This window comes from Citrobacter sp. RHBSTW-00017 (assembly GCF_013797615.1).
Lineage (GTDB): Bacteria > Pseudomonadota > Gammaproteobacteria > Enterobacterales > Enterobacteriaceae > Citrobacter > Citrobacter braakii.
On the sequence record NZ_CP056899.1, the window covers coordinates 2,371,060 to 2,387,660 of the forward strand.

Below are 16,601 nucleotides of genomic sequence, written 5' to 3' on the forward strand. Positions count from 1 at the left end.
GTAAGCGCCTTATCCGGCCTACTGTCAGTAATCGATCCCCATCTGGGCTTTCACACCCGCTTCAAAGGCGTGCTTAACCGGCCGCAGCTCGCTGACCGTATCCGCTAACTCCAGAATATCGCGATGACATCCACGACCGGTGATAATGACCGTTTGATGGGCAGGGCGCGCGTTTAGGGCATTGATGACCTCGTCGAGCGGCAGATAGTCGTATGCAACCATGTAGGTCAGCTCGTCCAGTATCACCATATCCAGCTCAGCGTCGGCCAGCATCCGCTTGCCGTGTTCCCATACGGCCATGCAGGCTGCGGTGTCCGACTCGCGGTTCTGCGTTTCCCAGGTAAATCCTGTCGCCATGACCTGAAACTCAACGCCGTGGGGTTCGAGTAAGTTTCGTTCACCGTTTGGCCACGTCCCCTTAATAAATTGCACTACGCCGACTTTTTTACCGTGGCCTACTGCGCGCGTGGCGGTACCGAACGCGGCAGTGGTTTTACCCTTACCATTTCCGGTGAACACAATAATAATCCCGCGCTCGTCTATGGCGGCGGCAACACGGGCGTCAACCCGGTCTTTTACGCGCTGCTGGCGCTGCTGATAGCGTTCTTCACTCATTGGGCGATTCCTGGTTTACGGCCCGGCTGGGCATCGAAAGTCATACCGGTTTTACGGCGGCTGTCATCGCCCATCAGCCACAGGTAGAGCGGCATAATATCGGCGGGGGTTTTCAATTTTTGCGGATCTTCCGTCGGGAACGCGCTGGCTCGCATGCCGGTACGCGTTCCACCAGGATTGATACAGTTTACGCGCAGGTGGCGGTTCTGATATTCATCAGCCAGAACCTGCATCATTCCTTCGGTAGCAAATTTGGAGGTGGCGTATGCCCCCCAGTTGGCGCGCCCCTGGCGACCGACGCTGGAGGAGGTAAAGACCAGCGATCCGGCATCGGATTTGAGCAACAACGGTAACAATGCCTGAGTCAGCATAAAGGTGGCGTTTACGTTTACCTGCATCACGTCCTGCCATACCTGCGGGTTTTGCTCGCTCATCGGGCAAATGTCACCGAGCAATCCGGCATTATGCAATACGCCATCCAGACGCGGGAAATGCGCGGCAATGCGCTGTGCGAGCTGGTGGCATTCGTCAGACGTACAGGTGAGCAGATCCAGCGTGAACCAGTGTGGTTGCGTACCTTTTTCTTCGGCGATGGAGCGGGCAACCTGACGCAGTTTTTCTTCGTTACGCCCTAACAGAATCACGGTCGCGCCGTAACGCGCGTAGGTCTGTGCGGCTTCACGCCCGATACCATCGCTGGCACCGGTGACCAGAATAATGCGGTCCTGTAGAAGATCTTGTTTCGGTTGATAATGCACGGCTACTCCTCGGCGACGTCCTGGCCATCTCGTTCGCGATAACTTTTGGGCTTTATGCCTTAAACCCTGTTCTTTTTCAATCAGCCAAAGGCAATAACACCGCAAAATGAACGCGTTGTCATGCTTTTTACTGAATGGATGAAGCAAGACGGGTTAACAAGGCTGTTGTACACTGAGCGAAAGTAGCGTTGTTTAACCAAGGTGGGTCACGTGGAATTGTTGTCTGAATATGGGTTGTTTTTGGCAAAAATTGTCACTGTCGTGGTGGCTATTGCGGTGGTAGTTATGCTGATCGTAAACGCGACACAACGCAAACGTCAGCGTGGGGAATTGCGGGTTATTAATCTCAGCGATCAATATAAAGAGATGAAAGAAGACCTGTCGCTGGCCTTATTGGATGGGCATCAGCAAAAATTCTGGCATAAGGCGCAGAAAAAGAAACACAAGCTTGAGGCGAAGGCCGCTAAGGCAAAAGCGAAACTGGGAGACAGTACGTCATCTGATAAACCACGGGTATGGGTACTTGATTTTAAAGGCAGTATGGATGCCCATGAGGTCAGCGCATTACGCGAAGAGGTGACGGCAGTGCTGGCGGTCGTTAAACCCCAGGATCAGGTCGTGGTTCGTCTGGAAAGTCCGGGCGGCGTAGTACACGGCTATGGACTGGCCGCGTCCCAGTTACAACGTCTGCGCGATAAGCAGATCCCGCTGACCGTTACGGTAGATAAAGTCGCTGCGAGCGGCGGATATATGATGGCCTGCGTGGCGGATAAAATTGTCTCGGCGCCGTTTGCTATTGTCGGCTCTATTGGCGTTGTGGCACAGATCCCGAACTTTCACCGCTTCCTGAAAGGGAAAGATATTGATATCGAACTGCACACCGCCGGACAGTACAAGCGTACGCTGACCTTACTTGGTGAAAACACGGAAGAAGGGCGGCAGAAATTCCGCGAAGACCTGAACGAAACCCATCATCTGTTTAAAGATTTTGTACAGCGCATGCGTCCGGCTCTGGACATTGAGCAGGTTGCCACGGGTGAACACTGGTTTGGTCAACAGGCGCTGGCCAACGGGCTGGTGGATGAGATCAATACCAGCGATGAGGTGATCCTCGGGCTGATGGACGGTCGTGACGTATTGAACGTACGTTATCTGCAGCGTAAAAAACTGATGGACCGTTTTACCGGCAGTGCCGCCGAGAGCGCCGATCGTCTACTGATGCGTTGGTGGCAGCGAGGACAAAAACCGCTGATGTAAAATTGTAATTGCCGGATGAGGCGCAGCCGTCATCCGGCAAATCATTTCTCGTGTTAATCGATCAAGTGATACTTTTCAGAAAGTACGTGCGCCAGATGTTTAAACATATTAAACACCGCCGTACTTTTTGGCGTCGGTAGCCCTTGCTCGTCTAAAAAGTAATCTCCGCTGAAAACCAGCACGCCATTTCGCTGCGTTACGCCGGTGGCGACAATCCCCGCCAGCGTGTCCTCATGCTCACGAATGATTTTGTTGGCTTCAATCAGCAGTGTTTCGCGATCGATGGGTTGAGTGTCTTTATGCATTATTTACTCCTTAAACAAGGACATTAGTCTACGCCGAGCCCGGCTTATGGGCAAATATTCCCTGACTTAAATGAAGGTCTTACGACAGTGTTGCAAGTGGCGAGATTTGTTTTTGCATGCTAATAAAGTTGCGTAACGCATTTTATCAGGTACAGTGTGACGCTTTCGTCAATCTGGCAACAGATTTGCTTGACATTCGACCAATACTCCGTCGTGCTATAGCGTTTGTGAGCGAAAAAGCCTGTTAACTCAGTTACATGAGAGTTACATTACAAGCGCGAATCAGTTTAAGGGTTGATATCCGCCGACGCAGAGACCATATCGATGTCTCGTCGCCAGTGGAAGGTGAATCAACGTGCGACGCATTCTGGAAGAATCAAATTAGGTAAAGGTGAATATGGGTAAAGCTCTTGTCATCGTTGAGTCCCCGGCAAAAGCCAAAACGATCAACAAGTATCTGGGTAATGACTACGTGGTGAAATCCAGCGTCGGTCATATCCGTGATTTGCCGACCAGTGGCTCAGCAACTAAAAAGAGCGCCGACTCAACCTCCACCAAAACGGCTAAAAAGCCCAAAAAGGATGAACGTGGCGCTCTCGTCAATCGTATGGGTGTTGACCCGTGGCACAACTGGGATGCGCGCTATGAAGTGCTGCCCGGTAAAGAAAAAGTTGTTTCTGAACTGAAGCAACTGGCTGAAAAAGCCGACCACATCTATCTCGCAACCGACCTTGACCGCGAAGGGGAAGCCATTGCGTGGCACCTGCGGGAAGTGATCGGCGGCGACGACACCCGCTACAGTCGCGTGGTGTTTAACGAAATTACCAAAAACGCTATTCGTCAGGCGTTTGAAAAGCCGGGCGAGCTGAACATCGACCGCGTCAATGCGCAACAGGCGCGCCGCTTTATGGACCGTGTTGTGGGCTATATGGTGTCGCCGCTGCTGTGGAAAAAAATTGCGCGAGGCCTGTCAGCAGGCCGCGTACAGTCGGTTGCCGTGCGTCTGGTGGTTGAGCGTGAACGCGAAATCAAAGCATTCGTTCCTGAAGAGTTCTGGGAAATTGATGCTAACACGACCACGCCAGGCGGTGACGCGTTACCGCTTGAGGTGACGCATCAGAATGATAAACCGTTCCGTCCGGTCAACCGGGAACAAACACTTGCCGCCGTTAGCCTGTTGGAAAAAGCGCGCTACAGCGTTCTGGAACGCGAAGATAAGCCGACTAGCAGCAAGCCGGGTGCGCCGTTCATCACCTCCACGCTACAGCAGGCCGCCAGCACGCGTCTGGGTTTCGGCGTGAAGAAAACCATGATGATGGCGCAGCGCTTGTATGAAGCGGGCTACATCACTTATATGCGTACTGACTCAACCAACCTGAGCCAGGATGCGGTGAACATGGTTCGCGATTACATCAGCGATAATTTCGGCAAAAAGTATCTGCCGGAGAGCGCGAACCAGTACGCCAGCAAAGAGAACTCGCAGGAAGCGCACGAAGCTATCCGTCCTTCCGATGTCGCCGTTCAGGCGGAATCGCTGAAAGATATGGAAGCCGATGCGCAAAAACTGTATCAGCTGATCTGGCGCCAGTTTGTTGCCTGTCAGATGACACCTGCTAAATATGATTCCACCACGCTGACGGTGGGCGCGGGTGATTTCCGTCTGAAGGCGCGTGGTCGTATTCTGCGCTTCGATGGCTGGACGAAAGTGATGCCTGCGCTGCGTAAGGGCGATGAAGACCGCATTTTACCAGCGGTGGATAAAGGCGATACGTTGACGCTCATCGAACTGACACCTGCGCAACACTTTACCAAACCGCCTGCGCGCTTCAGTGAAGCTTCGCTGGTTAAAGAGCTTGAAAAACGTGGTATTGGTCGCCCATCCACGTATGCGTCGATCATTTCTACGATTCAGGATCGCGGTTATGTTCGCGTTGAGAACCGTCGCTTCTACGCTGAAAAAATGGGTGAAATCGTCACCGATCGTCTGGAAGAAAACTTCCGCGAACTGATGAACTACGACTTTACCGCGCAGATGGAAGACAGCCTCGACCAGGTGGCAAATCACGAAGCCGAATGGAAGGGCGTACTCGACAACTTCTTCACTGATTTTACTCAGCAACTGGATAAAGCCGAGAAAGATCCTGAAGAGGGCGGTATGCGTCCGAACCAGATGGTGCTGACCAGCATTGATTGCCCAACCTGCGGTCGCAAGATGGGTATTCGTACCGCCAGCACCGGCGTTTTCCTGGGTTGTTCTGGCTATGCGCTTTCCCCGAAAGAGCGTTGCAAAACCACCATTAACCTGGTGCCGGAAAACGAAGTGCTGAACGTGCTGGAAGGCGACGATGCGGAAACCAACGCTTTGCGCGCCAAACGTCGCTGCCAGAAGTGCGGCACGGCGATGGACAGCTACCTTATCGATCCTAAGCGCAAGCTGCATGTATGTGGTAATAACCCTACCTGCGACGGCTATGAGATCGAAGAAGGCGAATTCCGCATCAAGGGTTATGACGGTCCTATTGTTGAGTGCGAGAAATGTGGCTCTGAAATGCACCTGAAAATGGGACGTTTCGGCAAGTACATGGCGTGTACCAACGACGAGTGCAAAAATACCCGTAAGATCCTGCGTAACGGTGAAGTTGCTCCACCGAAAGAGGATCCGGTTCCGTTGCCAGAACTGCCGTGTGAAAAATCTGATGCGTATTTCGTGTTACGTGATGGTGCTGCAGGTATCTTCCTGGCGGCAAATACGTTCCCGAAATCACGTGAGACACGTGCGCCACTGGTTGAAGAGTTGTACCGCTTCCGCGATCGTCTGCCGGAAAAACTGCGCTATCTGGCAGATGCGCCGCAGACTGACCCGGACGGCAACAAGTCGATGGTTCGTTTCAGCCGTAAAACCAAGCAGCAATACGTTGCTGCGGAGAAAGACGGTAAGGCGACCGGCTGGTCCGCGTTCTTCGTTGACGGTAAATGGGTAGAAGGGAAGAAATAACAGCATTCCGGCTGAGTTTCTCCTCAAAGGGTCGCGTAAGCGGCCCTTTTTGTTTCTGGCGTATTATTTTTTGTCATCCCTATACAGCTCACATAGAAATGATATAGTGGTTATAGTTAACACACTTTTTATTATTAAATCGTATTAGCAGCGCCAACGAGCCTGCTCTGAAACGATGATTTGATGGCGCAAATCGGGATGGCTTAACATGAAATTACAGCAGCTTCGCTACATTGTTGAGGTGGTGAACCACAACCTTAATGTCTCCTCAACGGCGGAAGGGCTTTATACCTCGCAGCCAGGTATCAGTAAGCAAGTTCGTATGCTGGAAGATGAACTTGGCATCCAGATTTTTGCCCGTAGCGGTAAGCACCTGACCCAGGTTACGCCAGCGGGCCAGGAAGTCATTCGAATCGCGCGAGAAGTTTTGTCGAAGGTGGATGCCATTAAGTCCGTTGCTGGCGAACATACCTGGCCGGACAAAGGCTCACTGTATATCGCCACCACGCACACTCAGGCGCGTTACGCTTTGCCGAACGTTATTAAAGGCTTTATTGAGCGTTATCCACGCGTCTCATTGCATATGCACCAGGGATCGCCGACGCAAATCGCCGAAGCCGTCTCGAAAGGGAATGCAGATTTTGCTATCGCGACGGAAGCCCTGCACCTGTATGACGATCTGGTGATGCTGCCTTGCTACCACTGGAACCGTTCGATTGTCGTTACGCCGGACCATCCGTTGGCGGGCAAATCCGCCGTATCCATTGAAGAACTGGCGCAGTATCCACTGGTGACCTACACGTTCGGATTTACCGGACGTTCGGAACTGGACACCGCGTTCAACCGTGCGGGGCTTGAGCCGCGTATAGTTTTTACCGCGACCGATGCCGATGTCATTAAGACCTATGTACGCCTGGGCCTTGGCGTGGGGGTAATTGCCAGTATGGCGGTTGATCCTGTCTCCGACCCTGACCTGGTGCGCGTTGATGCCCATGATATCTTCAGCCATAGCACCACCAAGATTGGTTTTCGTCGCAGCACTTTTTTACGCAGTTACATGTATGATTTTATTCAACGTTTCGCGCCGCATCTGACGCGTGATGTGGTGGATACGGCGGTGGCGCTACGTTCCAACGACGATATTGAAGCCATGTTTAAAGATATTAAATTGCCTGAGAAATAATAACGGCTGTTACCTCGTCGGTATCCTCAAACATAAAGCGATACCGACGGCAGAGTCTGAATCTATTCAATATTTTTCCTCTATATATTAACCATATATTGTTTATGGTAAACACTTGCTAAAGTAGTTTCAAATTAGTAAGGTCGCCAAAAACCCCTCTCAAATATTTATAACCGATCAAATAATTAATTTATTTATCAGGTCGAGTATGAAAATTAACTGGCTTTTTTTGACCTTTTTTATTAGGATTCCTCCTATCTGATGATTAATTGTACCGATTGTTTGGTGCTTAAATGATAAGTGATTTCGATAGTATGAGGTTAGCGATGCCTTCAGGAAACCAGCCAGCACGCCGGGATCCCGTCATGAAACGTAAAGCCTGGTTCGCTGTGTTTCTTGGCTCTGCCGTGTTCTGGGTTATTGTCGCGCTCGTGGCCTGGAACGTGTGGGGATAGGTCATGTCCACACTGGAACAACGCTCCACCGTGATGCCATCTCCGGATGACCCTGAACAAGAGAGTCAACGCAGCGCAGAGAATAAGCCGAATATTCCAGCGACCTGGAAACTCTCTCCTGAACAACGGGCGTTTATCGATCTGTTTGCGGATGATGATGAACAGAAACAATAATTGATACGAATTTTATAATTATTATTAGTCTGTTGTCTTGTACTGCAAATATTTTATTCCGGGCAATCGTGATGAGCCATGCTTATCACCGTATTAAGCTTGACCGCTTAAACCTTTCTCCTCGCCAGATACTTCAGTTCCCCCTTTTGTAGCCCTCCACTTTTATCAATTTGAGTTGTTATCAAAGCGTTACATTTTGTTTGTGTTATCTTTAATACTAACCCTGAGGAAAATCAGGGGATCCAACCCTGTCATTAAGGAGGAGCTATGTCGTCGACCCTACGAGAAGCCAGTAAGGACACATTGCAGGTTAAAGATAAAACCTACCGTTACTACAGTCTGCCGCTGGCCGCTAAATCACTGGGTGATATCACCCGTTTACCGAAATCGCTAAAAGTTTTGCTGGAAAACCTGCTTCGCTGGCAGGACGGTAATTCCGTTACCGAAGATGATATTCATGCGCTTGCGCATTGGCTGAAGACCGCTCATGCCGATCGAGAAATTGCCTATCGACCTGCTCGTGTTCTGATGCAGGATTTTACCGGCGTGCCGGCGGTGGTCGATCTCGCCGCCATGCGCGAAGCGGTGAAACGTCTGGGTGGGGATACGGCAAAAGTGAATCCGCTTTCGCCAGTGGATCTTGTCATTGACCACTCGGTAACGGTGGATCGTTTTGGTGATGATGATGCTTTCGAAGAAAACGTGCGTCTGGAAATGGAACGTAACCATGAACGTTATGTGTTCCTGAAATGGGGACAGCAGGCATTTAGTCGCTTCAGCGTTGTACCGCCGGGTACGGGGATTTGCCACCAGGTTAACCTTGAATATCTTGGCAAAGCTGTCTGGAGCGAGTTACAGGACGGTGAATGGGTGGCTTATCCCGATACACTGGTCGGTACCGATTCCCATACAACGATGATTAATGGTCTCGGTGTGCTGGGCTGGGGCGTTGGAGGCATTGAAGCTGAAGCGGCAATGCTGGGTCAACCGGTCTCAATGCTGATCCCGGATGTTGTGGGCTTTAAACTGGTGGGTAAACTGCGGGAAGGTATCACTGCCACCGACCTGGTTCTGACCGTCACCCAGATGCTGCGTAAGCACGGTGTAGTCGGTAAATTCGTTGAATTCTACGGTGATGGGCTGGACACCTTACCTCTGGCCGATCGAGCAACCATTGCGAACATGGCACCGGAATACGGCGCAACCTGCGGTTTCTTCCCGATCGATGACATTACCCTTGAGTATATGCGTCTGAGCGGGCGCAGTGAGGAACAGGTTGAGTTGGTCAATGCCTATGCCAAAGCGCAGGGAATGTGGCGTAACCCAGGGGATGAACCTGTGTTTACCAGTTCGTTGGAGCTGGATATGGGCAGCGTAGAGGCAAGCCTTGCTGGACCGAAGCGTCCGCAGGATCGGGTGGCGCTGGCTGATGTGCCGAAAGCCTTTTCGGCGAGTAATGAACTCGAGGTGAATAGCTCGCTGAAAGACCGTCAGCCAGTGGACTATACCATGAGCGGTCAGCAGTATAAGCTGCCGGACGGCGCGGTGGTGATAGCCGCTATCACCTCTTGTACCAACACCTCAAACCCAAGCGTATTGATGGCGGCGGGGCTGCTGGCGAAAAAAGCCGTAACGCTTGGTTTGAAACGCCAGCCATGGGTGAAAGCCTCGTTGGCGCCAGGATCGAAGGTGGTTTCCGATTATCTGGCAAAGGCAGGGTTCACTCCGTACCTTGATGAGCTGGGATTTAATCTTGTGGGTTATGGCTGTACCACCTGTATTGGCAACTCTGGACCCTTACCCGATCCTATCGAAACAGCCATCAAAAAAGGCGATCTTACGGTTGGGGCAGTGCTTTCTGGAAACCGTAACTTTGAAGGTCGTATCCATCCGCTCGTGAAGACCAACTGGCTGGCGTCTCCGCCGCTGGTGGTGGCCTACGCGCTGGCGGGGAATATGAATATCAACCTGACGAAAGATCCGTTAGGCCATGACAGAAAAGGCGATCCTGTTTATCTGAAAGATATTTGGCCGACAGCCAAGGAAATTGCCCGCGCCGTTGAGCAGGTCTCTACCGCCATGTTCCATAAAGAGTATGCTGAAGTCTTTGAAGGCACGCCAGAATGGAAAGCAATCCAGGTTGATCGCGCTGATACCTATGGCTGGCAGTCTGACTCGACCTATATCCGTTTGTCACCGTTCTTCGATGGTATGCAGGCTACGCCGGATCCGGTTCAGGACATTCACGGTGCGCGTATTCTGGCGATGCTCGGAGATTCTGTTACCACCGACCATATTTCTCCTGCCGGCAGTATTAAACCAGACAGTCCGGCGGGGCGTTATCTGCAAAGCCATGGCGTTGAGCGTAAAGATTTTAACTCCTACGGTTCGCGACGCGGGAATCATGAAGTGATGATGCGTGGTACCTTTGCCAATATTCGTATTCGCAATGAGATGGTACCTGGCGTGGAAGGTGGCATGACGCGTCATTTGCCGGGAACCGAAGTGGTGGCTATTTATGATGCGGCCATGCAATACCAGCAGGAGAACGTGCCTCTGGCGGTGATTGCTGGGAAAGAGTATGGATCCGGCTCCAGCCGCGACTGGGCGGCGAAAGGCCCACGTTTGCTGGGCGTTCGCGTGGTTATCGCAGAGTCTTTTGAGCGAATTCACCGTTCTAACCTGATTGGCATGGGCATTTTACCGCTGGAATTCCCGCAGGGCGTCACGCGTAAAACGCTGGGATTAACCGGTGAGGAGGCGATCGATATTACGGACCTACAAAACATTAAACCGGGGGCGACAGTTCCGGTGAGTATGGTACGCGCAGATGGGCGTAAAGAGGTGATTCTATGCCGCTGTCGCATTGATACCGCGACGGAGCTAACGTATTACCAAAACGACGGCATTCTGCACTACGTGATTCGTAATATGTTGAATTAAAATGCAAAAAAGCCTGCGAGAGCAGGCTTTTTGATAGGCGGTGACAACGATTATTTGCCCAGCAAATGTCCCATCTTGGCGGCTTTGGTGTCCAGATAATGTTCATTTTTTGGATTACGGCCCACGATCAGCGGCACGCGTTCAACAATATTGATTCCCGCTTCGGTCAGGATTTCTACTTTCTTCGGGTTATTGGTCAGCAAACGTACCGCATCCACGCCCAGCAGCTTGAACATATCGGCACACAGCGTGAAATCGCGCTCGTCTGCCGCAAATCCCAACTGATGATTCGCTTCAACGGTATCATAACCCTGGTCCTGCAACGCGTAAGCGCGGATTTTGTTGAGCAGGCCAATGTTGCGTCCTTCCTGACGGTGATAAAGCAGAATGCCACGCCCTTCTTCTGCAATGTGGGTGAGGGCCGCTTCGAGCTGGAAACCGCAATCGCAACGCAGGCTAAACAGCGCATCGCCAGTCAGACATTCGGAGTGGACGCGCGCCAGGACAGGTGTTTGGCCTGTTATATCACCAAAAACCAGTGCGACATGATCGTGTCCGGTTGCCAGTTCTTCAAATCCCACCATCAGGAAATCACCCCAGGGGGTTGGCAGTTTGGCTTCTGCCACACGTTTAAGCTGCATGTAATTCTCCAGATTATGCTGGCACTCGTCGTGCCTCGCCTGTCGGCTTCTGTTCTGTATTACACTATTTTGCCATAAGGCAACGACGTTCACCTAATCGCGACCACGGATTCGCTTTTGGAATGGCACAAAATTGTCAATTTTCCCGACGTGTGAATTTTTCAGTTATGATTGTGATACTTATCGACGAAAGGAGAGGCAATGCTGTCTATTGCAAAGCGCACCGCAGTGGGGACCGGACTGCTACTTATCATGCCGGTTGCCGTATGGATATCAGGCTGGAGCTGGCAGCCGGGGCACAATGTCTGGTGGTTAAAGTCCTTGTACTGGGTAACGGAAACGGTGACGCAGCCGTGGGGAATTATCACTCACGTTGCGCTTTGTGCATGGTTTCTGTGGTGCTTGCGTTTTCGACTTAAAGCCGCGGTAATGCTGTTTGCTATTCTGGCAGCGGCGATTTTAGTGGGACAGGGCGTGAAGTCCTGGGTAAAAGACAGGGTGCAAGAACCGCGACCTTTTGTCGTGTGGCTGGAAAAAACGCACCATATTCCGGTTGATGAGTTCTACACTTTAAAACGTAAAGATCGTGGGCATTTAGTCAAAGAACAATTGGCCGAACAGCAGGATATTCCAACGTTTTTACGCAAGCACTGGCAAAAAGAAACGGGGTTTGCCTTTCCGTCCGGACATACGATGTTTGCCGCCAGTTGGGCTTTACTGGGCGTAGGGCTGTTATGGCCGCGCAGACGTATGCTGACGATTGTGTTTTTGCTGATCTGGGCGACCGGCGTGATGGGCAGCCGCTTGCTGTTAGGCATGCACTGGCCCTGTGATTTGGTGGTGGCAACGCTGATTTCGTGGCTGTTGGTGACGCTGGCAACCTGGCTTGCACAGCGGGTATGCGGACCATTAACCCCACCAGTGCAGGAGGAAAAAGAAATCGCGCAGCGAGAACAAGAAAGCTAGCGATGATTGATTTTTCAAATTTTGCCCTTAAATCAGAAAGTGGAAAGCGCTTTTCCGTTTCGCACTCGTTGTGAAAATGGTAATTTAAAGGGCTCAACGCGGTAAGTTGGACACGATTTATTCGCTCAAACCACATAACGGGAAGTAATGTGAAATATTTACTCATTTTCTTACTGGTGTTGGCGATTTTTGTTATTTCGGTGACATTGGGTGCGCAAAACGATCAACAGGTTACGTTTAATTACCTGCTGGCTCAGGGTGAGTATCGTATCTCTACGCTGCTTGCTGTATTGTTTGCCGCAGGGTTTGCGATTGGTTGGCTAATTTGCGGCCTTTTCTGGCTGAAGGTTCGTGTGTCTCTTGCGCGCGCCGAACGTAAAATCAAACGACTGGAAAACCAGCTTGCGCCTGCGACCGACGTTGCGGTATCTGCCGATTCGTCGGTTGTGAAGGAATAATTATTTATGTTGGAGTTGTTGTTTCTGCTTTTACCTGTAGCCGCTGCCTATGGGTGGTATATGGGTCGCAGAAGTGCGCAACAAACCAAGCAGGATGAAGCTAACCGCCTTTCTCGTGACTATGTCGCCGGGGTTAACTTCCTCCTGAGCAACCAACAAGATAAAGCGGTAGATCTGTTCCTTGATATGCTAAAAGAGGACACAGGCACCGTTGAGGCTCATCTCACCCTCGGAAACCTGTTCCGCTCTCGCGGTGAAGTCGATCGCGCAATCCGCATCCATCAAACGTTAATGGAAAGTGCCTCGCTGACCTACGAGCAGCGTTTGCTGGCCGTGCAACAGCTGGGGCGCGACTACATGGCCGCGGGACTGTACGACCGCGCGGAAGACATGTTCAATCAGCTTACCGATGAAACTGATTTTCGGGTTGGCGCATTACAGCAACTGTTGCAAATTTATCAGGCCACCAGCGAATGGCAAAAAGCCATTGATGTAGCAGAGCGTCTGGTAAAACTCGGCAAAGACAAACAGCGTAATGAGATAGCCCACTTCTACTGCGAACTGGCCTTACAGCAAATGGGTAGCGACGATATGGATCGCGCTATGACGCTGTTGAAAAAAGGCGCCGCGGCAGACAAAAACAGTGCACGGGTATCCATCATGATGGGTCGCGTGTACATGGAAAAAGGTGATTACGCGAAGGCGGTTGAAAGCCTGCAACGGGTCATTTCCCAGGATAAAGAGCTGGTCAGCGAAACGCTGGAAATGCTGCAAAGCTGCTACCAGCATCTGGGGAAAAACGATGAGTGGGCGGAGTTTTTACGTCGGGCCGTCGAGGAGAATACTGGTGCCGCCGCCGAACTGATGCTGGCGGATATTCTTGAGGCGCGTGAGGGGGCTGATACCGCTCAGGTCTATATCACTCGTCAGCTGCAACGTCATCCTACGATGCGCGTGTTCCACAAGCTGATGGATTATCATCTCCACGAAGCCGAAGAAGGGCGTGCCAAAGAGAGCCTGATGGTTCTGCGCGATATGGTCGGAGAGCAGGTACGCAGTAAACCGCGCTACCGCTGCCAGAAGTGCGGTTTTACGGCGTATACGCTGTACTGGCACTGTCCATCCTGCCGTTCATGGTCAACCATTAAGCCCATTCGCGGACTTGATGGGCTGTAATTTTTAAAAAAACCTCATTTTAGTTACAACATACTGTTGGTGTGTAATCGATCCATCCTCAACCTCCGTTGCCGGTTCGCCTGGCAGAAATGTAATCGCGCCTGTTAATTTTCTATTACCGCAGGTAGAATGCACGCCGTTTACCCATTTCGCGCCGCCGTGGGCGCCCATCCTCAAGAAGGTCTGGTCATGACGTTTACTGCTTCATCTTCTTCTCGTGCTGTTACCGATTCCCCTGTCGTTGTCGCTCTCGATTATTCTAATCGTGATAAAGCATTAGCTTTTGTTGACAGAATTGATCCTCGTGATTGCCGTTTGAAAGTGGGCAAAGAGATGTTCACGCTTTTTGGACCTCAGTTGGTTCGCGATCTACAACAGCGTGGTTTTGACATCTTTCTTGATTTGAAATTTCATGATATTCCCAATACCACCGCACATGCAGTTGCCGCTGCTGCCGAACTTGGCGTCTGGATGGTTAACGTTCACGCTTCTGGCGGGGCGCGTATGATGACTGCAGCCCGTGAAGCCTTAGTGCCTTTTGGCCAGGACGCGCCGCTACTGATTGCCGTGACGGTTCTGACCAGTATGGAAGCCAGCGACCTCGCCGATCTAGGCGTGACGTTGTCACCTGCGGATTATGCTGAAAGACTGGCGCGCTTAACCCAGAATTGTGGTCTGGATGGTGTCGTATGCTCAGCTCAGGAAGCGGTGCGATTCAAGCAGGCGTTGGGCCAGGCATTTAAGCTGGTGACACCGGGTATTCGTCCAGAAGGCAGCGAGGCGGGCGATCAGCGTCGTATTATGACACCGGAACAGGCGCAATTAGCAGGTGTGGATTACATGGTGATTGGTCGTCCGGTCACCCAGTCGGCCGATCCCGCGCAGACGCTGAAGATGATCAATGCTTCCCTGAAACGAGGTGCGTAAATGAACGACTCAAACTCTCGTCTGGTCTACTCAACCGACTCCGGGCGTATTGATGAACCGAAAACAGCGCCTGAGCGTCCAAAAGGCGATGGCATTGTTCGTATCCAGCGCCAGACCAGTGGTCGCAAAGGGAAGGGCGTGTGCCTGATTACCGGTATTGATCAAGACGATGCCGAACTGACCAAATTAGCCGCAGAACTGAAGAAAAAGTGTGGTTGCGGTGGAGCAGTGAAAGATGGCGTGATTGAAATTCAGGGGGATAAACGCGACCTGATTAAATCGCTGCTGGAAGCTAAAGGAATGAAAGTTAAACTAGCTGGCGGTTAATAAAAAAGCCACGGAAAATTTCCGTGGCTTTTTAATAATAAAGACCTGAAAAAGTAAACGTATTATTATATCGAGCCGTTTAACCGTAGATTATTTACCCACCTGGTGGCCAATAATACCACCTACTGCAGCACCACCCAGCGTACCCAGCGTGCTACCGTCAGTCAGGACTGCACCACCTATTGCACCTGCACCAGCACCGATTGCGGTGTTACGATCTCGTTTGGACCAGTTAGAGCAGGCACTCAGCGACATTGCCAGAGTAATCGCCAGAATGGCAGCGGTCATTTTTTTGCTCGTTACTAACATAATACTTTCTCCTGAATTATTGATTCACGGAATCCAGTGTTCTTTAAGGATAGCGTCAAATTAAGACTATCGAAGATATTTCCGTGAAACCGTTTAGCGAAGTCATTACAAACACTATCCTGAAGTTGGAGGTTCGTTCCTGTTATATCGCTAACATTAATTTTACGACTTTATCCTGTTAACGACAGGTAAAAAGTCTTAATTGGATTGTCAGATAACTCTCAGAGAGCAGATGATTTGTCTGCTGACAAACCATCTACTGAAGATTTTATGCGTGGGCATCAATGATATTGACGATTAATCCTGAATGTTCGAGCTGCATTTGTACGCTGGCGCTGAGTCTGGAGTCCGTTACTACGCGGCTGAATCGCTCTAATGGACCCAGCGTGTAAGGGTGAATGGCGTCGAATTTTGAGCTGTCGGTCAACACAATAACTTCTGCGCCTTTTTCCAGCACCGCGTTAACCACGTCAGAACGCATCATATCGCGTCCGGTAAAACCGGTATCAGCCTGCCAGCCGTCAATGCCGATAAAGGCCTTACTGAAGTGTACCTGCTGGATAAACTGGCGAGTTAAAGGGCCGACCATGCTCTCACTTTTTTTCTGGTAAATTCCACCGAGAAGTATCACTTCACAGGGCGTTTCTTTGAGCAGATGAGCAATGTAGCTGCTCACGGTGATGATGGTGACATCTTTTTGCTCTGCCAGCGTTCTGGCCAGAAGTGCATTGCTGCTGCCATTCTCAATGAATACGGATTCGCCTGGACTGACCAGAGATGCAGCGAATTCAGCCAGTTCACGTTTCAGAGTGAAATTGGTCATCATGCGCGTTTCAACATCATCGCTGTTCAATGAAACAGCAAAACCGTGGGCTCGGCGTAAGTAACTCTGTTTTTCCAGCGTGTTCAGATCCTGTCGAATCGTCACTTCGGAGACACCGGTGACTTTTGCCAGATCGGCGACGCTCATCTGACCTTTATCGGTCACCATCTGCAAAATAGATTGTTGTCGGGAATTCATAGTATTAATTTTATTGCGATATCGTATCGGAAATTAAACGGAAACTGCATTATCTGCAGTTTGCTGATAGCAGCGACATCAAAAGATCACT

Annotated in this window: 17 protein-coding genes; 11 read left to right on the top strand and 6 right to left on the bottom strand. The window is 51.0% G+C overall.

Annotated features, from left to right (window positions below; translation table 11 throughout):
* Positions 1 to 24: 24 nt before the first annotated feature.
* Both cobO and HV037_RS11495 read right to left on the bottom strand, forming a co-directional pair.
* Complete coding sequence (gene cobO / locus HV037_RS11490) at positions 25 to 615, bottom strand: cob(I)yrinic acid a,c-diamide adenosyltransferase (protein WP_016156652.1); 591 nt, start codon at positions 613 to 615, stop codon at positions 25 to 27.
* The gene (locus tag HV037_RS11495; protein WP_016156651.1) at positions 612 to 1,373 is read right to left on the bottom strand and encodes a YciK family oxidoreductase; all 762 of its coding nucleotides are present in this window, start codon (positions 1,371 to 1,373) and stop codon (positions 612 to 614) included. The genes cobO and HV037_RS11495 overlap by 4 nt, the downstream gene beginning before the upstream one ends.
* Before the next feature lie 210 nt (positions 1,374 to 1,583).
* Here HV037_RS11495 and sohB point away from each other — a divergent pair, with 210 nt between their 5' ends.
* Positions 1,584 to 2,630, top strand: coding sequence for a protease SohB (gene sohB, locus HV037_RS11500; protein ID WP_016153253.1), 1,047 nt, complete (start codon positions 1,584 to 1,586; stop codon positions 2,628 to 2,630).
* 53 nt (positions 2,631 to 2,683) lie between these two features.
* Here the strand turns inward: sohB and HV037_RS11505 are convergent, their stop codons facing one another.
* On the bottom strand, positions 2,684 to 2,935 hold the full coding sequence (locus tag HV037_RS11505; protein WP_003020616.1) for a YciN family protein: 252 nt from the start codon (positions 2,933 to 2,935) through the stop codon (positions 2,684 to 2,686).
* Positions 2,936 to 3,332: 397 nt separating this feature from the next.
* Between HV037_RS11505 and topA the strand changes: the two genes are divergently transcribed.
* The 5 genes from topA (at position 3,333) to acnA (ending at position 10,685) form a co-directional block, all read left to right on the top strand.
* Positions 3,333 to 5,930 (top strand): type I DNA topoisomerase, encoded by a 2,598-nt coding sequence (gene topA / locus HV037_RS11510; RefSeq protein WP_016153252.1) that lies wholly within the window; start codon positions 3,333 to 3,335, stop codon positions 5,928 to 5,930.
* A gap of 208 nt (positions 5,931 to 6,138) precedes the next feature.
* Complete coding sequence (gene cysB, locus HV037_RS11515; protein WP_016153251.1) at positions 6,139 to 7,113, top strand: HTH-type transcriptional regulator CysB; 975 nt, start codon at positions 6,139 to 6,141, stop codon at positions 7,111 to 7,113.
* Between the two features lie 314 nt (positions 7,114 to 7,427).
* Entirely contained in the window at positions 7,428 to 7,568 is a 141-nt protein-coding gene (locus HV037_RS11520) for a YmiA family putative membrane protein (protein ID WP_213083732.1), read from the top strand.
* A gap of 3 nt (positions 7,569 to 7,571) precedes the next feature.
* Positions 7,572 to 7,742, top strand: a complete 171-nt coding sequence (locus tag HV037_RS11525; protein WP_165500163.1) for a hypothetical protein — start codon at positions 7,572 to 7,574, stop codon at positions 7,740 to 7,742.
* Positions 7,743 to 8,009: 267 nt separating this feature from the next.
* Entirely contained in the window at positions 8,010 to 10,685 is a 2,676-nt protein-coding gene (acnA, locus tag HV037_RS11530; protein ID WP_016153248.1) for an aconitate hydratase AcnA, read from the top strand.
* 50 nt (positions 10,686 to 10,735) lie between these two features.
* Here acnA and ribA read toward each other — a convergent pair whose 3' ends face one another.
* On the bottom strand, positions 10,736 to 11,326 hold the full coding sequence (gene ribA, locus HV037_RS11535; RefSeq protein WP_016153247.1) for a GTP cyclohydrolase II: 591 nt from the start codon (positions 11,324 to 11,326) through the stop codon (positions 10,736 to 10,738).
* A 201-nt stretch (positions 11,327 to 11,527) separates the two neighbouring features.
* On the opposite strand from ribA, the gene pgpB reads away from it, so the two are divergent.
* From pgpB to yciH, 5 genes are all read left to right on the top strand, one after another.
* The gene (gene pgpB / locus HV037_RS11540) at positions 11,528 to 12,292 is read left to right on the top strand and encodes a phosphatidylglycerophosphatase B (RefSeq protein WP_181500345.1); all 765 of its coding nucleotides are present in this window, start codon (positions 11,528 to 11,530) and stop codon (positions 12,290 to 12,292) included.
* 149 nt (positions 12,293 to 12,441) lie between these two features.
* Positions 12,442 to 12,750 (top strand): LapA family protein, encoded by a 309-nt coding sequence (locus tag HV037_RS11545; protein ID WP_006684318.1) that lies wholly within the window; start codon positions 12,442 to 12,444, stop codon positions 12,748 to 12,750.
* Between the two features lie 6 nt (positions 12,751 to 12,756).
* Positions 12,757 to 13,926 (top strand): lipopolysaccharide assembly protein LapB, encoded by a 1,170-nt coding sequence (gene lapB, locus HV037_RS11550; protein WP_016153245.1) that lies wholly within the window; start codon positions 12,757 to 12,759, stop codon positions 13,924 to 13,926.
* Between the two features lie 189 nt (positions 13,927 to 14,115).
* A complete protein-coding gene (gene pyrF / locus HV037_RS11555) occupies positions 14,116 to 14,853 on the top strand; it encodes an orotidine-5'-phosphate decarboxylase (protein ID WP_049282555.1) in 738 nt (245 codons plus the stop codon).
* On the top strand, positions 14,854 to 15,180 hold the full coding sequence (gene yciH / locus HV037_RS11560) for a stress response translation initiation inhibitor YciH (protein WP_016153243.1): 327 nt from the start codon (positions 14,854 to 14,856) through the stop codon (positions 15,178 to 15,180).
* Between the two features lie 90 nt (positions 15,181 to 15,270).
* Here yciH and osmB read toward each other — a convergent pair whose 3' ends face one another.
* Both osmB and HV037_RS11570 read right to left on the bottom strand, forming a co-directional pair.
* The gene (gene osmB, locus HV037_RS11565) at positions 15,271 to 15,489 is read right to left on the bottom strand and encodes an osmotically-inducible lipoprotein OsmB (protein ID WP_003020583.1); all 219 of its coding nucleotides are present in this window, start codon (positions 15,487 to 15,489) and stop codon (positions 15,271 to 15,273) included.
* 268 nt (positions 15,490 to 15,757) lie between these two features.
* Positions 15,758 to 16,510 (bottom strand): DNA-binding transcriptional regulator YciT, encoded by a 753-nt coding sequence (locus tag HV037_RS11570; RefSeq protein ID WP_016153242.1) that lies wholly within the window; start codon positions 16,508 to 16,510, stop codon positions 15,758 to 15,760.
* Positions 16,511 to 16,601 lie beyond the last annotated feature (91 nt).

Bases quoted from the DNA above. Each gene is read 5' to 3' on its own strand.
- cobO (WP_016156652.1), bottom strand. From the start codon at position 615: ATGAGTGAAGAACGCTATCAGCAGCGCCAGCAGCGCGTAAAAGACCGG.
- HV037_RS11505 (WP_003020616.1), bottom strand. From the start codon at position 2,935: ATGCATAAAGACACTCAACCCATCGATCGCGAAACACTGCTGATTGAA.
- topA (WP_016153252.1), top strand. From the start codon at position 3,333: ATGGGTAAAGCTCTTGTCATCGTTGAGTCCCCGGCAAAAGCCAAAACG.
- cysB (WP_016153251.1), top strand. From the start codon at position 6,139: ATGAAATTACAGCAGCTTCGCTACATTGTTGAGGTGGTGAACCACAAC.
- HV037_RS11520 (WP_213083732.1), top strand. From the start codon at position 7,428: ATGAGGTTAGCGATGCCTTCAGGAAACCAGCCAGCACGCCGGGATCCC.
- HV037_RS11525 (WP_165500163.1), top strand. From the start codon at position 7,572: ATGTCCACACTGGAACAACGCTCCACCGTGATGCCATCTCCGGATGAC.
- acnA (WP_016153248.1), top strand. From the start codon at position 8,010: ATGTCGTCGACCCTACGAGAAGCCAGTAAGGACACATTGCAGGTTAAA.
- ribA (WP_016153247.1), bottom strand. From the start codon at position 11,326: ATGCAGCTTAAACGTGTGGCAGAAGCCAAACTGCCAACCCCCTGGGGT.
- pgpB (WP_181500345.1), top strand. From the start codon at position 11,528: ATGCTGTCTATTGCAAAGCGCACCGCAGTGGGGACCGGACTGCTACTT.
- lapB (WP_016153245.1), top strand. From the start codon at position 12,757: ATGTTGGAGTTGTTGTTTCTGCTTTTACCTGTAGCCGCTGCCTATGGG.
- pyrF (WP_049282555.1), top strand. From the start codon at position 14,116: ATGACGTTTACTGCTTCATCTTCTTCTCGTGCTGTTACCGATTCCCCT.
- yciH (WP_016153243.1), top strand. From the start codon at position 14,854: ATGAACGACTCAAACTCTCGTCTGGTCTACTCAACCGACTCCGGGCGT.
- osmB (WP_003020583.1), bottom strand. From the start codon at position 15,489: ATGTTAGTAACGAGCAAAAAAATGACCGCTGCCATTCTGGCGATTACT.
- HV037_RS11570 (WP_016153242.1), bottom strand. From the start codon at position 16,510: ATGAATTCCCGACAACAATCTATTTTGCAGATGGTGACCGATAAAGGT.